Genomic DNA, 13,174 nt, shown 5'->3' with positions numbered 1-13,174 from the left:
GGGTGGCAGGTAAAAGACGACAGGCGGCCCGGTTCGGCGGTCGCGTAATGAAGGGATGGTCCTGATGCTTTATTGGCTCACCGAGTTTTCGGATGGTGGCGACGTGTTCAACCTGTTTCGCTACATCACCTTTCGCTCGGGCGGGGCGTTCTTCACCGCACTTTTGTTTGGTTTCCTGTTCGGAAAGCCGCTGATCAATATCCTGCGTCGCAAACAGGGCAAGGGGCAGCCAATCCGCGATGATGGGCCGCAGAGCCATCTGGAAAAACAGGGGACGCCAACCATGGGGGGGCTTTTGATCCTCTCGGCGCTTCTGGTGGCGACGTTGCTCTGGGCGCGGCTGGACAATGCGTTTATCTGGATCACGCTGTTTGTCACCTACGGGTTCGGGCTGATCGGATTTGCGGATGATTATGCGAAAGTGTCCAAGAACAACACGGCCGGCGTGTCGGGCAAGATCCGGCTGGCACTGGGGCTGACCATTGCCGCCATTGCCGCCATCTGGGCCTCGGCTTACCACCCGGAGGCTTTGCAGTATCAGCTGGCATTCCCGTTCCTGAAGGATGCGCTGCTCAATATGAGTTTCCTGTTTGTCCCTTTCGTGATGATCGTGATCGTGGGGTCCGCCAATGCGGTGAACCTGACGGATGGTCTGGACGGGCTTGCGGTGATGCCGGTGATGATTGCGGCCGCCACGCTGGGCATCATTGCCTATGCGGTGGGGCGGGTCGACTTTACCGAATATCTCGAGGTGCATTATGTGCCGGGCACGGGCGAGCTTCTGATCTTCACCTCGGCCCTGATCGGCGGCGGTTTGGGCTTCTTGTGGTATAATGCCCCCCCGGCGGCGGTGTTCATGGGGGATACCGGGTCGCTGGCGCTTGGCGGGGCTTTGGGTGCCATCGCAGTTGCGACCAAACACGAGCTGGTTCTGGCCATTGTCGGGGGGCTTTTTGTGGTCGAGGCCCTCTCGGTCATCATTCAGGTTCTTTACTATAAGCGCACCGGAAAACGCGTCTTCCTGATGGCGCCGATCCATCACCATTTTGAGCACAAAGGCTGGAAAGAGCCGCAGATTGTGATCCGGTTCTGGATCATCTCTCTGATCCTTGCGCTGATTGGTCTGGCAACATTGAAGATCCGGTGATCGCAGAACATAAGCGCTGTGCTCCTGTCCCCGTCGGAGGCCTCCGACGGGGATATTTTTTGCAAGAGGAAAAGGGCGGGGCTTTTGTTTCGGTCGTTGCCGATTTAAAGCGTTTCGACGTTTCAGTTGGAATATGACAAAAGTCGAACCGCCTGGACGAAATGGGTTGTGAACATTTCCAAATGCAGTTTTGATCCACCCCAGTGTGGAAATGCTTTAGCGAAGAGACACAATGATGGAGGCAGGCGCATGATCCCGGTCAAAGGTTATGAAGGTCAGAAGGTTGCGGTCCTGGGGCTGGGACGTTCAGGTCTTGCGACGGCCCATGCGCTGGAAGCGGGTGGTGCGGTTGCGCTGTGCTGGGATGATGGGCAGGAGGCGCGCGACCGGGCCGAAGCGCAGGGGCTGAGCCTGCATGATCTTCACAAGGGCAATGCGTGGGAAGATGTTTCTGCGCTGATCGTCAGCCCCGGCATACCGCATCTCTATCCCGATCCCAACAAACTGATCGCGCGGGCGATGGAGGAGGGCGTGCCGGTGGACAATGACATCGGGCTTTTCTTCCGCAGTTTTGCCACTCAGGAGTGGGATAACTTTGAAAAGCTGCCAAAGGTGGTGGCGGTGACCGGGTCCAATGGCAAATCGACCACGTCGGCGCTGATCCATCATATGATCGAAGCGGCGGGTCGACCGGCGCAACTTGCGGGAAATATTGGTCGGGGGGTTCTTGATATTGATCCGGCTCATGATGGTGAGGTGGTGGTGCTGGAACTGTCGAGTTATCAGACAGATCTTGCGCGGGCGCTGACACCGGATGTGGCAGTGTTTACCAATCTGTCGCCTGACCATCTGGATCGCCATGGCGGGATGGGCGGGTATTTTGCCGCGAAACGGCGTCTGTTTGCCGAAGGGGGACCAGATCGTGCGGTGATCGGAGTGGATGAGAAAGAAGGTGTGTTCCTTGCTGGACAATTGTCCGAAGGGGCCGCGGATGACAGGGTGATCCGGGTGTCCGTGGCGCGCAAACTGTCTGGTCCCGGGTGGCAGGTCTTTGCCCGCAAGGGGTTCTTGTCTGAGTATCGCAAAGGCCGACAGGTGGCATCGATCGACCTGCGGGCGATCAAGGGGCTGCCGGGCAGTCACAACCACCAGAACGCCTGCTGTGCTTATGCGGTGGGGCGTGCATTGGGGCTGGCTCCGCGACAGATCGAAGCGGGGTTTGCCAGTTTTGCCGGCCTGCCACATCGCTCGCAATTGGTGGGCGAAAAAGATGGCGTGGCGTTTGTGAACGATTCGAAAGCCACCAATGTGGACAGCGCCCGCGCGGCCCTCGCGGCCTTCAAAAATATCCGTTGGATTGCGGGGGGGCTGGGCAAGGATGGCGGCATCGAAAGTCTGAAAGATCAGTTGGGCAATGTGACAAAAGCCTATCTGATCGGACATTCGGGGCGTGAATTTGCTTTGCAAATCGGGGATTTGCCCCATGAAATCTGCGACACGATGGAGGTCGCCGTGAGGGCTGCGGCCCGGGATGCGCAAGACGGTGATACCGTGCTTCTTGCCCCTGCTGCGGCATCTTTCGATCAGTATCCGGATTTTGAGAAGCGGGGGGAAGATTTCACCCGTCTTGTTCGGGCGCTGCTCTGACATTCCGCTTCGAGGTGGAGATGGGGAAAGGCTTTCCACGTTTGCGATAACGGTATTCAGAAGTATGCAAATCTCCAAAAAAATAACATGTTTATAAACACTTGCAATGTGTGCCGGCTCTGTTAACGCTTCGGTTCAGGAGGTTGCCCTGATGCGGATGTAACGACATCGCCGGGGCAGAAGGAGAAGCGTGCGATGTTTCCATTAGCAGATCACCCGGACCGCTATGGTCTGGCCAATGAACTACATGCCCGGCCTTTCCCGCCGGTTCAGGCCCCTGCCGTTGCGGCCTATCTTGCGGTGAAACCCGGTTCGGATGCGGCCAGCCGCGACCGGGATGCGGATCGTGCGCATCTGATCGAGCTTTTGGATCGCCACGGCGCCCCGCATCCGCAGCCCAATGCCAGCCATTATTACGGGCAGATTGGCCGTCATCACCTGAAATGGGAAAGCCATACCGAGTTCGTGACCTACACGGTTTTCATGGACGGGCTGGCAGATCGGCCCTTTGATCCCTCGAAATTTGACGTGTTTCCAGATGATTGGGTGGCGCGCGCGCCGGGTGTCCGGGTTACGTCTGCCCTGATCCAGATCCAGGAACAGCCTCCGAAGGAAGAGATGTGCAAGGCGATCTCCGAATGGTTTGTTGCGGAAAGCGTGGCGGTCAGCTGGGTGCTCGACCGGGCGGCGATCCTGATGGGGGATTTTCGCATCGACCCGGCGGGTCATATGCGGTTTTCCGTGTTTACGGCCCCCGGAACAGGACGTCGGCGCATCGGCCGTATCGTGCAGCGGATTTGCGAGATTGAGACCTATAAGTCGATGTCCATGTTTGGTCTGACGCGCGCGCGCAACCTGCATTCCCGCCTCGGCGCGCTGGATGGAGAGCTGTCCCGGCTGGTGCAGAAAATGGGTCAGGGGGGTGATGCGGCCTCGACCCTGGATGAGCTTTTGTCGATCTCGGCGGAGCTGGAAGATCTGATGGCCAGAACGTCGTTCCGGTTCGGTGCCACCCAGGCCTATCGCGCCATTGTTGATCAACGTATCGAAGTGTTGCGCGAAGAACGGTTTGAGGGGCGCCAGACCTGGCAGGAATTCATGATGCGCCGCTATGATCCTGCGATGCGCACGGTGGAAAGTGCGGAACGCCAGCTGACCGCCATGGCGCAGCGGGCCAAGCGGGCGGGGGACCTGTTGCGTACCCGTGTTGATGTCGAACGCTCTGCGCAGAACCAGGCGTTGCTGGAAAGCATGGACAAGCGGGCGCAATTGCAGCTGCGGCTGCAAGAAACGGTCGAGGGGCTGTCGGTGGTGGCGATCAGCTATTACGCGGTTTCGCTGGCCAGCTATTTTGCTTATCCGCTTGCCAGTTGGTTGGGGATTTCCAAGGGGATGCTGACCGCGGGGCTTACGCTGCCGGTTGTGGCGCTGGTTTGGGTGATGGTGCGCCGGATCCGCCACTCGATCGAGCATTGACGGCGCGCAGGACCACACGGTCCATGATCAGCGCGCCGGTGATGATCGCCGCCAAAGCGAACAGGGCCGTGGTCGACAGGATCGCGAGGCCCGACAGGCCTGCCCCCACGGTGCAGCCGCCTGCCAGCACGCCGCCAAACCCCATCAACGCCCCGCCAACCAGATACCGCCCCATCTGGGCGGGGTGTTCAAACCCCTGCCATTGAAAACGGCGGGTGATCAGCGACAGGACAAGCCCGCCAAGAATGACACCGCCAATCAGGCCGGTGCCAAACCCAGCAGTGATCGACGATGAGGCGACGGACCAGAACAGGCTGTCGGCCCAGGGACCGGTGAAAGACAGGCTATCGACGGCAATCGGGTCAAACTCGTCCTGAAGCAAAAGCCCCGTGCCGAGCCAGCCGAGCGGAACCAGCACACCAAGCAGGGCCGAAAGGACAAGTTGCGAGGCCGAAAGCCGGGTTCGGATAAGCAGGAAAAGCGTGATCAGCAGGGGCAGAAAGGTGAAAAGCTGCGGCAGGCGTGACACCTCGATCTCATATCCGGCCAGGGCCATTCGCAGCGGGGCAAGCACACCTTTCTGGGTCGCAAGTGCCACAAGGGCCGCCACGCCAAGCACCGTCAACGCCCGCAGATTGCCGCTGCCGGACAGCACCGTCAGCCGCGACAGGCACCCCCGCGTCAAAACCATCCCCGCGCCAAACAGCGCCCCCCCCAGCCCGGTTTGCAACAGGGGCAGCTGGGCCGAGAGCAGCCGATGTTTGGTGACCTCGATCACGCCGATCCAGCCAAGTGCCTGCGTGCCAATAAGGGCGATTGACAGGACCCAAAGCCATGTGGTCATCGCCGAGAGGCGCTCGGATGGGGCGCCCACCAGCCCGCGACGCAGGCAAAACCCGGTCGCAAAAGCAAGGGTGCCAAAGCCGACCCCGAGGGCCAGCCCAAACCAGACAGAAGCCGTGCGCGGGCTCAGCTCTTCAAGACCCAGCCCCTCAATGACAAGGGTTTCGAACATCTTCACATCTCCGCTTATTGGAATGTGTTTCCAATGAGGGGTTGGTTGACCCGGTGCAAGAAGAGATTGTTTTCGAACAGGTGCGGTTTGGGGGAAAATATTCTGCAAATGGGATTGGTTGAAGATTGCCCTCTCGCGACAGCCGCCGTCACATGGGCCGCTGTTTGGGAACCTGCCAATGTGTCGGTCAGATCTCCCTTTTTTGCATCCGGTTTGGTCGCTGCAACAAGCAGGATAGGGTGTCCCGGTAGTTCAGTTCTTTTCAGGACCGGATGTCGCGGTAAGAAATCTCAATGTTGTGAGTGTTTCGGAACAATCAGGTGTTTCAAGTTTATCCCGAAACGCTTTAGCGTGCCGATACAGGAACTCCGTTTGGCCAAAGTGATCAGAGAAGGGATGTTACATGAAGCCGTTCCCGATCGCCGACATCTCTCCTGTCGTGCATGAGAACCCGTTGCCGAAAGCCGCCGATCTGGTGGTCATCGGCGGCGGCGTGATCGGTATCACAACCGCGCTTTTTGCCGCCCGTGACGGGCTCAAGGTTGTTGTGCTTGAGAAAGGTCGTGTCGCGGGGGAACAAAGCGGGCGCAACTGGGGCTGGATCCGGGTTCAGGGCCGTGATCACGCCGAAGTTCCGATTGCCTGCCATGCGCAACAGCTCTGGCAGGAACTGGCCGCTCAGCTGGACACGGATATTGGCCTCAGGCAGTCCGGCGTGGCCTATCTTGCAGCCAATCCGCAGGAGGAGCAGGAGTTCCTGCCGTTTCTGGCCGTTGCAAAAGAACATGGCCTGTCCACGCGCCTTTTGAATGGGGATGCCACGGCTGACCTGATGCGAGGGGCCCGGACACGGTTTCATTCGGCCCTGTGGACCGAGACCGACATGCGCGCTGAACCTTTTCTCGCGGTGCCTGCTCTGGCGCGACTGGCAGCGCGGGAAGGGGTTTGTATCGTTGAGAATTGCGCGGTGCGCGGGCTTGATCGGTCAGGCGGAAAGGTCACGGGTGTCCTGACGGAACGGGGGCACATCATAAAGTCACGTCAGGTGGTGCTGGCGGCCGGGGCATGGTCCTCGTTGTTTCTGCGTCGCCATGGGGTGACGATCCCGCAACTGGCCGTGCGCGCAACTGTGGCCCAGACCAAACCCTTACCAGAGGTTGCCAGTTTTGCCGCCACGGGGGGCGGTCCGGTGTCGTTTCGCAGGCGTGCCGATGGGGGCTATACGCTTGCGCCGGGTGGGTTTCACGAATTCATGATTGGTCCTGATGCGGTCCGGGCCTGTCGCGCCTTCTGGCCCCTGGTAAAACAGGATCCCTTTGGCACCCGCTATCTGCCCGCAGCGCCAAACGGATACCCGGATGCCTGGACCACACCGCGGCGCTGGCGTGACGATGAGGTCAGTCCTTTTGAACGGGTGCGGGTTCTGAACCCCCGCCCACATCTTGGCAAGGTGGAGGCGCTGGCCCGTGGGTTTGCCACCCTGTTCCCGGATCTGGGAGAGGTCGGGCTGGAACGCGCCTGGGCGGGGATGATTGACGCCATGCCGGATGTGGTGCCGATCGTGGATGCGGTGCAGGATCTTCCGGGGGTGATCCTGGCCACAGGCATGAGTGGCCACGGGTTTGGCATCGGTCCCGGCTTTGGTCGGATCGTGGCGGATCTTGTGCAGGGGCGCGCGCCGGGGCATGATATCTCACGCTTCCGCTTTTCGCGGTTCTCGGAAGGGGCACCGTTAGAGCTTGGCCCCGCGTTATAATCAGTTTGCGCCCTGAGCGGGCCGGAAAGGACGGCGATATGCCCATCAAGAACAGATTTGCCGAGCTGCAGGGTGAAATCACCGCCTGGCGACGTGATTTTCACGCCCATCCCGAGATCCTGTTCGACACCCATCGCACGGCGCAGATCGTGGCGGATAAGCTGGCGGAGTTCGGCTGCGATGAAGTGGTCACGGGCATTGGGCGCACCGGTGTGGTCGGGGTCATCAAGGGGCGCAAGACAGCCTCCGGCAAGGTGATTGGTCTGCGCGCCGATATGGATGCGCTGCCCATTCACGAAGAGACCGGGCTGGATTATGCCTCGAAAACCCCCGGTGCAATGCATGCCTGCGGCCATGACGGCCATACGGCGATGCTGCTGGGGGCGGCGAAATACCTGGCGGAGACCCGGAACTTTGACGGGACGCTGGTGGTGATCTTTCAGCCCGCCGAAGAAGGCGGCGGTGGGGGCAAGGAAATGTGTGATGACGGGATGATGGCGCGTTTCGGCATTCAGGAAGTCTATGGCATGCATAATTGGCCCGGTGTGCCCACGGGCAGTTTCGCGATCCGCCCGGGGCCGTTTTTTGCGGCAACCGATGTGTGGAAAGTGACGTTCGAGGGCAAGGGCGGGCATGCTGCCAAGCCGCATACCACGGTGGATCCGACCGTGATGGCGGCGCAGGCTGTGGTGGCGCTGCAGACCATTGCGGCGCGCAATGCCAATCCTGTCGATCAGCTTGTGGTCTCTGTCACCTCGTTCGAGACGTCGTCGACCGCCTTCAATGTCATCCCGCAACAGGTTGTGATCAAGGGCACAACCCGGACCCTGTCAGAGGAGGTCCGGGATCTGGCGCAGGACCGGATCACAGCCATCTGCGAAGGAATAGCCACCACGTTCGGGGGATGTGCCCGGGTGGAATACGATCGCAATTACCCGGTGATGGTGAACCATGAAGCGCAGACTGAGTTTGCCGCAGACGTGGCCCGCAGCGTGTCGGGGAGCTGTGATGAGGCGCCGCTGGTCATGGGAGGAGAAGATTTCGCCTTCATGCTGGAAGAGCGCCCGGGCGCCTATATCCTTGTGGGCAATGGAGACACGGCCGCCGTGCACCATCCCGCCTATAATTTCAACGACGAGGTGATCCCGGCCGGGTGCAGCTGGTGGGCGGAGATAGCTGAGCAGCGCATGCCGATTGGGTGATGTCAGGGCAAAGGGCGCCCAAGTTTGCGCTTTGGACGCGCTGTTGGTGGCTCACGTTGTGAGCCTGTTTGGGGGCGTTGCCCCCGCCTTCGGCTCCCCCAGGATATTTGAAGCAAGGGGAAGGGGGCGGGCATCGGGCAACTGGCCGGGGAGGAACGTGTTCCTGGAGGGATCTGAGGGACGTATTTCTTTTGTCAGCCCCACGAGATTGAGGTCTTTTGCGGGGTTTCGGTTTTCCTCGTCCCCGGTTGTAAGCAAAGACGTTTTAGCCGCCGGTATGGCTCATGTGTCGCTGGGTCTGGCCGCTGACTTTCTGGCGTGAATAGTCGAAATCATGGCCTTTGGGTTTGCGGGCGATGGCAGCGTGGATCGCCTCGATCAGATGGGCGTCATCATTGTTTTCGCGTAGCGGGGCGCGCAGGTCGGTCATGCCGTCATGGCCAAGGCAGGTATAAAGCTGCCCGGTGCAGCTCATCCTGACCCGGTTGCAGCTTTCGCAGAAATTATGGCTGAGCGGTTGGATCAGGCCGATTTTCTGCCCGGTTTCTTCGACCCGCATATAGCGCGCCGGGCCGCCGGTGTTGTCACCCAGATCGGTGAGTGTGTAGCGGGTGGCCAATTCGTTGCGCAGATCGGTGAGGGACCAGAACTGGCCGAGGCGGGCGACCTCGTCCATGTCCCCCATTGGCATCACTTCAATAAAGGTCAGGTCCATATCGCGTTCGGCGCAGAAGCGGGTCAGGTCGAACAGTTCTTCCTGGTTGAAATCTTTCACTGCCACGGCGTTGATTTTCACGCGCAGCCCAGCCTTCTGGGCCGCTTCAATGCCGCGCAAGACCTGTGGCAGCCGACCCCACCGGGTGATTTTGGCGAATTTGTCTTCGTCCAGCGTATCGAGAGAAACATTCACGCGGCGCACACCGCAGGCGTAAAGCTCGTCCGCGAAACGGTGTAGTTGGGATCCGTTGGTGGTAAGGGTGAGTTCCTTCAGGGCGCCGCTGTCCAGGTGGCGTGACATGGCGCGGAAAAATTCCATGATGCCCCGGCGCACCAGGGGTTCGCCCCCGGTGATGCGCAGTTTTGTCACCCCCAGCCCGATGAAAGCGGTGCAGATCCGGTCCAGCTCTTCCAGGGTCAGCAGGTCCTTTTTCGGCAGGAACGTCATGTGTTCAGACATGCAGTAGGTGCAGCGGAAATCACAACGGTCGGTCACGGACAGGCGCAGATAGGTGACCGGTCGCTGAAAGGGATCAACCAGGCGCGGCGCATTGGCGGAAGACGAAGTGGTCATGTCGTTCGGCGTTTTCATGGCGTGACCCTATGCTTCGACCTTGGGGGATGCAAGGGTTGGACAGGCAAATCCCCATTGATCCACGATCAATTTTGCGTCACGCTTCGCAGTATGAAACAATTGATTTCCATACCCGCTTTTGTGTTGATTTTATCTGGTTGTGCTGAGTTTGAGGTGAAGAAAAACCCGCCCGCGCCCCCGGTTTCGGATGCAAATTCATCCGAGTCTGGTGCTGTTACGGATTTGCCGCCTCCACCTCAAGGGGCTGTGACTGTTGAACAATTTGACACGGCCAGCAATGAGGCCCGGCAAGAAGCCGTGGCCGCCGCCCCCGTGTCCAATGCCCGGTTGGGCAGCACAATCGCCACGCTGGGGGATGTTGCTCAGCCGGGTTTCTGGCTGGAAACCCCGCTGGTGAAATCGGTGCAGGAGGGGCGGGTGACGTCCAAGCAGACCGGGCGCACGGTCAAGGTGGAGTTGCGCCCGATCCCCGGGCCTGCGGGAGGCGGCAGTCGGCTTTCCCTGTCGGCGCTGCGCCTGCTGGACCTTCCTCTTGCGGGGCTACATGAGGTTGAGGTGTCAGACCTGTGATGGATCAGACGTGGCTGGCCGAAGGGCGGGCGCGGAAAACCGTGACCGGCTGGGGCCAATGGGACGAGATGCGTGCAGCGTTTCGCTGGGACATTCCCGACTATTTCAACATTGCCGAACGCTGTTGCGACAGTTGGGCGGACATTGATCCCAGCCGCGTGGCGCTGACCCATGTGGCACAGGATGGGCAGGTGGAGGACTGGACCTATGGCCAGTTGAGCGCGCTTTCTGATCGTTTCGCCAATGTGCTCAGGGCGTCCGGCGTGCAGAAAGGAGATCGGGTTGCGGTGCTTTTGGGGCAGGGGCCTGATGTGCTGATCAGCCATTTTGCCGCCTATAAAATCGGCGCGGTGATCTTGCCACTCTTTACGCTGTTCGGTGCGGATGCGCTGGCCTATCGCCTGTCGGATAGCGGTGCAAAGGTGGTGGTGACGGACCGTGCAAACCTTGCGAAAATCACGGAGATCCGCGCCGGGTTGCCGGGGTTGGAGCAGGTGTTCTTGGTGGATGGCGCGGGCGGTGACGTGCTGGATTTCCATGCTGAGATCACCAAGGCGTCCCCCTTGACGGAGCGGGAGCACACGCTGGCAGAAGATCCTGCGCTGATGATCTACACCTCGGGTACCACCGGCCCCCCCAAAGGGGTGCTGCATGCGCATCGCTTTTTGCTGGGGCATCTGCCCTGCGTCGAGACGTTCAATCCCGATTTCCCGCAACCGGGCGACAAGGGCTGGACCCCGGCCGACTGGGCCTGGATCGGTGGGCTGATGGATCTGGCCATTCCGTTTCTTTATTTCGGCGTGCCGATTGTCAGTCACAGGATGCGTAAATTCGATGCGGGTGTGGCCTATCGGATGATCGCTGATCATAAGATCCGCAACCTGTTCCTGCCGCCAACAGCATTGAAACTGATGCGCCAGTCCGAGGCCCCGCCTGACGGGGTGCATATCCGCTCGATCGGAACAGGAGGGGAGAGCCTCGGGGCGGAACTGCTTGGCTGGGCGCGTGATGTGCTGGGGGTCGAACTGAACGAGTTTTACGGCCAGACCGAATGCAACCTTGTGATTTCCTCCGTCGCGGGGGCGATGCAGGTCAAGCCGGGGGCGATGGGGCAGGCCATTCCGGGGCATGAGGTGACGGTTCTGGATGCCAGCGGGCGCGAATGTGCGCCGGGGGAAATGGGCGAAATTGCCGTGCGCGCACCGGACCCGGTCATGTTCCTGCGCTATTGGAACCTGCCGGAGAAGACGAAACAGAAATTCACCGGGGCCTGGATGCGCACGGGGGATCTGGCGACCCGGGATGGCGAGGGCTACTTCACCTTTGCCTCGCGCGATGATGACGTGATCACCTCGGCAGGCTATCGGATTGGCCCGTCCGAGATCGAAAACTGTCTGATGGCACATCCTGACGTGGTGATGGCGGCTGTGGTTGGGGTGCCGGATCCGCTGCGCACGGAGGTGGTCAAGGCGGTGGTTGTATTGCGTGACGGGGTGGACCCGGCTGGTAAGGATGACGAGCTGGTGGAACTGGTCAAGGCACGGATCAGCCCGCATGTGGCGCCGCGGCTGGTGGAATTTGTCACAAACCTGCCCATGACTGCCACCGGGAAGATCATGCGCCGAGAGCTGCGGTGAGAACCGCGCCGAGAACTGAATTGAGAACTGCGATGAAGGCCGGGGAACATTCCCCGGCTGTCCTTATTTTTTCACAGGGCTTTATTCCTGCGCGGGGCTTTCGTCTGAAAGGTCCGGCGTAATGGCGGGTTCCGGGGCAGGTTCCGGCAGGTCCGCAACCGTAAAGCCGATATGGCGCCCGGCTTCTTTCACCGCAAAGGGTTTCATGATCGGCCCGTGATCCATCAAAAACGTGCGCACGCGGGCGGCGTCATGTTTCGACAGGTCGCGCAGCCACCAGGCCACCGCCTTTTGCATGGCCCCGTGTTTCAGCGTGGCACATTCTGCGACCCATCCCAGGATGCGCTCACGGGCAGCCTCTTCTTCGGGTTTGGGGTGGTTCTGTTTGGTCCAGGGCAAGGTGATCACGAGGGCAGCACGCCGGATCCAGAGCGTATCGGGCCAAGGGGCTGCGCGCACCCACTCCTCGACCTCGTTCAGGCGGGACGGGTCCGCCACCAGGCGTTTTTGCCCCGCCATGCAGGCGTGATCGGCAATGGCCCAGCTGTCAAACTGTGGCACCCAGCTCTGGATCAGGTCCCATACGGCCTGATCAGGGCGGATACGCGCCTGTGTCAGCAGCTTGGCAGCAGCAATCCGGGCTTCGAAAATATTGCTGTTCCACAATGCGCCTGCAAGCGTCACGCGCTCCTCTACGCTCAGCGCCTGACGCCAGGTTTTGGTCAGATCGTTCAGCACAGGATTTGAAACACCCAGCACCTCGCGGGTCTGCTTGTGATAGGCCGCGCTTTCGACCGCCCGTTGCGGGTCGGCATGGGCGCGCATGGCATTCAGGGCATCCTCAAGGATCATTTGTCATCTCCCAGAATACCGGTGGGCATTCCGTCAATTGTGGTGGTGTTCTTCTCGGACCAATAGGGGGTCAGATCCTCCCCTTTGGCGTGAAGCGCGGTGATAAGCGTGTCGCGCTGGCGGGTCAACTCCATCTCGGGCACCGCATAGCCGCAGGAGGTCTGCACCATTTCGACATGCATGTCATAAATCTGGCGTGCGCCAAACGGGGTCCCAAACAGGGCCGCCTGCTCTGCCCAATCCGTGTCGCGCGGGTGGATGGCCCGCGCCGTGCCATAGGCGCGCAGGATCAGCGGGCGCGCTGCAAAACTGCACCACATCACGGTCATCCGGTTTGCGGCGCGCAGATGTCCGGCAGTTTCATTTCCCGACCCGGTGTAATTCAGCCAGAGGATCCGGTTTGGTCCCAGAACGCGCAGGCTGTCCATCCCCTTGGGCGAGACATTGACCCGCCCGTCCGGCGCGGCTGTGCCTGTGAAAAACATCGGCTGCGCTTCGATGAAGCTGCGGTGGCTGTCGTCGATCCGGTCAAACTGCTTGGCCATGGGGATCCTTTCGGG

At 60.5% G+C, this 13,174-nt stretch carries 11 protein-coding genes; 7 read left to right on the top strand and 4 right to left on the bottom strand.

Translation table 11 applies throughout. From position 1 onward, the window contains the following. The first annotated feature begins 64 nt into the window (after positions 1–64). From mraY to K3J57_RS08570, 3 genes are all read left to right on the top strand, one after another. Positions 65–1,147, top strand: coding sequence for a phospho-N-acetylmuramoyl-pentapeptide-transferase (gene mraY, locus K3J57_RS08580; protein WP_259775426.1), 1,083 nt, complete (start codon positions 65–67; stop codon positions 1,145–1,147). 249 nt (positions 1,148–1,396) lie between these two features. Next, positions 1,397–2,794, top strand: a complete 1,398-nt coding sequence (murD, locus tag K3J57_RS08575; RefSeq protein ID WP_259775425.1) for a UDP-N-acetylmuramoyl-L-alanine--D-glutamate ligase — start codon at positions 1,397–1,399, stop codon at positions 2,792–2,794. Positions 2,795–2,989: 195 nt separating this feature from the next. Further along, the gene (locus K3J57_RS08570) at positions 2,990–4,270 is read left to right on the top strand and encodes a DUF3422 family protein (protein ID WP_259795421.1); all 1,281 of its coding nucleotides are present in this window, start codon (positions 2,990–2,992) and stop codon (positions 4,268–4,270) included. On the opposite strand, the gene K3J57_RS08565 is transcribed toward K3J57_RS08570, so the two are convergent. Continuing rightward, complete coding sequence (locus tag K3J57_RS08565) at positions 4,203–5,285, bottom strand: YeeE/YedE thiosulfate transporter family protein (RefSeq protein WP_259795419.1); 1,083 nt, start codon at positions 5,283–5,285, stop codon at positions 4,203–4,205. The two genes, K3J57_RS08570 and K3J57_RS08565, sit on opposite strands and share 68 nt — an antisense overlap. Before the next feature lie 403 nt (positions 5,286–5,688). Between K3J57_RS08565 and K3J57_RS08560 the strand changes: the two genes are divergently transcribed. Then, complete coding sequence (locus tag K3J57_RS08560) at positions 5,689–7,041, top strand: NAD(P)/FAD-dependent oxidoreductase (protein ID WP_259795417.1); 1,353 nt, start codon at positions 5,689–5,691, stop codon at positions 7,039–7,041. 38 nt (positions 7,042–7,079) lie between these two features. Continuing rightward, complete coding sequence (locus K3J57_RS08555) at positions 7,080–8,243, top strand: M20 aminoacylase family protein (protein WP_259790751.1); 1,164 nt, start codon at positions 7,080–7,082, stop codon at positions 8,241–8,243. Positions 8,244–8,508: 265 nt separating this feature from the next. Here K3J57_RS08555 and moaA read toward each other — a convergent pair whose 3' ends face one another. Next, positions 8,509–9,552, bottom strand: a complete 1,044-nt coding sequence (moaA, locus tag K3J57_RS08550; protein WP_259790750.1) for a GTP 3',8-cyclase MoaA — start codon at positions 9,550–9,552, stop codon at positions 8,509–8,511. Positions 9,553–9,801: 249 nt separating this feature from the next. Between moaA and K3J57_RS08545 the strand changes: the two genes are divergently transcribed. Together K3J57_RS08545 and K3J57_RS08540 are read left to right on the top strand one after the other, a co-directional pair. Continuing rightward, positions 9,802–10,125 carry a D-galactarate dehydratase gene (locus tag K3J57_RS08545; protein ID WP_259783586.1) on the top strand — a complete coding sequence of 108 codons (324 nt, stop codon included), beginning with the start codon at positions 9,802–9,804 and terminating at the stop codon, positions 10,123–10,125. Continuing rightward, positions 10,125–11,762 (top strand): AMP-binding protein, encoded by a 1,638-nt coding sequence (locus tag K3J57_RS08540; RefSeq protein ID WP_259795413.1) that lies wholly within the window; start codon positions 10,125–10,127, stop codon positions 11,760–11,762. Before K3J57_RS08545 ends, K3J57_RS08540 begins: the two co-directional genes overlap by 1 nt. An 81-nt stretch (positions 11,763–11,843) precedes the next feature. Here the strand turns inward: K3J57_RS08540 and K3J57_RS08535 are convergent, their stop codons facing one another. After that, positions 11,844–12,614: a DNA alkylation repair protein gene (locus tag K3J57_RS08535; protein ID WP_259795411.1), complete on the bottom strand. Its 771-nt coding sequence runs from the start codon at positions 12,612–12,614 to the stop codon at positions 11,844–11,846. Continuing rightward, positions 12,611–13,159, bottom strand: a complete 549-nt coding sequence (locus K3J57_RS08530) for a pyridoxamine 5'-phosphate oxidase family protein (RefSeq protein WP_259795410.1) — start codon at positions 13,157–13,159, stop codon at positions 12,611–12,613. The genes K3J57_RS08535 and K3J57_RS08530 overlap by 4 nt, the downstream gene beginning before the upstream one ends. Positions 13,160–13,174: the final 15 nt, after the last annotated feature.

The sequence above is a fragment of the Aliiroseovarius crassostreae genome, assembly GCF_025137635.1.
GTDB lineage: Bacteria > Pseudomonadota > Alphaproteobacteria > Rhodobacterales > Rhodobacteraceae > Aliiroseovarius > Aliiroseovarius crassostreae.
The sequence above is the reverse complement of the archived record's forward strand: the minus strand, read 5'-3'. Positions and strand labels throughout refer to the sequence as shown.

Excerpts from the sequence above, each read along its gene's own strand:
- K3J57_RS08570 (WP_259795421.1), top strand. The coding sequence starts at position 2,990 with ATGTTTCCATTAGCAGATCACCCGGACCGCTATGGTCTGGCCAATGAA.
- moaA (WP_259790750.1), bottom strand. The coding sequence starts at position 9,552 with ATGAAAACGCCGAACGACATGACCACTTCGTCTTCCGCCAATGCGCCG.
- K3J57_RS08555 (WP_259790751.1), top strand. The coding sequence starts at position 7,080 with ATGCCCATCAAGAACAGATTTGCCGAGCTGCAGGGTGAAATCACCGCC.
- K3J57_RS08565 (WP_259795419.1), bottom strand. The coding sequence starts at position 5,285 with ATGTTCGAAACCCTTGTCATTGAGGGGCTGGGTCTTGAAGAGCTGAGC.
- K3J57_RS08540 (WP_259795413.1), top strand. The coding sequence starts at position 10,125 with ATGGATCAGACGTGGCTGGCCGAAGGGCGGGCGCGGAAAACCGTGACC.
- K3J57_RS08535 (WP_259795411.1), bottom strand. The coding sequence starts at position 12,614 with ATGATCCTTGAGGATGCCCTGAATGCCATGCGCGCCCATGCCGACCCG.
- K3J57_RS08530 (WP_259795410.1), bottom strand. The coding sequence starts at position 13,159 with ATGGCCAAGCAGTTTGACCGGATCGACGACAGCCACCGCAGCTTCATC.
- K3J57_RS08560 (WP_259795417.1), top strand. The coding sequence starts at position 5,689 with ATGAAGCCGTTCCCGATCGCCGACATCTCTCCTGTCGTGCATGAGAAC.
- murD (WP_259775425.1), top strand. The coding sequence starts at position 1,397 with ATGATCCCGGTCAAAGGTTATGAAGGTCAGAAGGTTGCGGTCCTGGGG.
- mraY (WP_259775426.1), top strand. The coding sequence starts at position 65 with ATGCTTTATTGGCTCACCGAGTTTTCGGATGGTGGCGACGTGTTCAAC.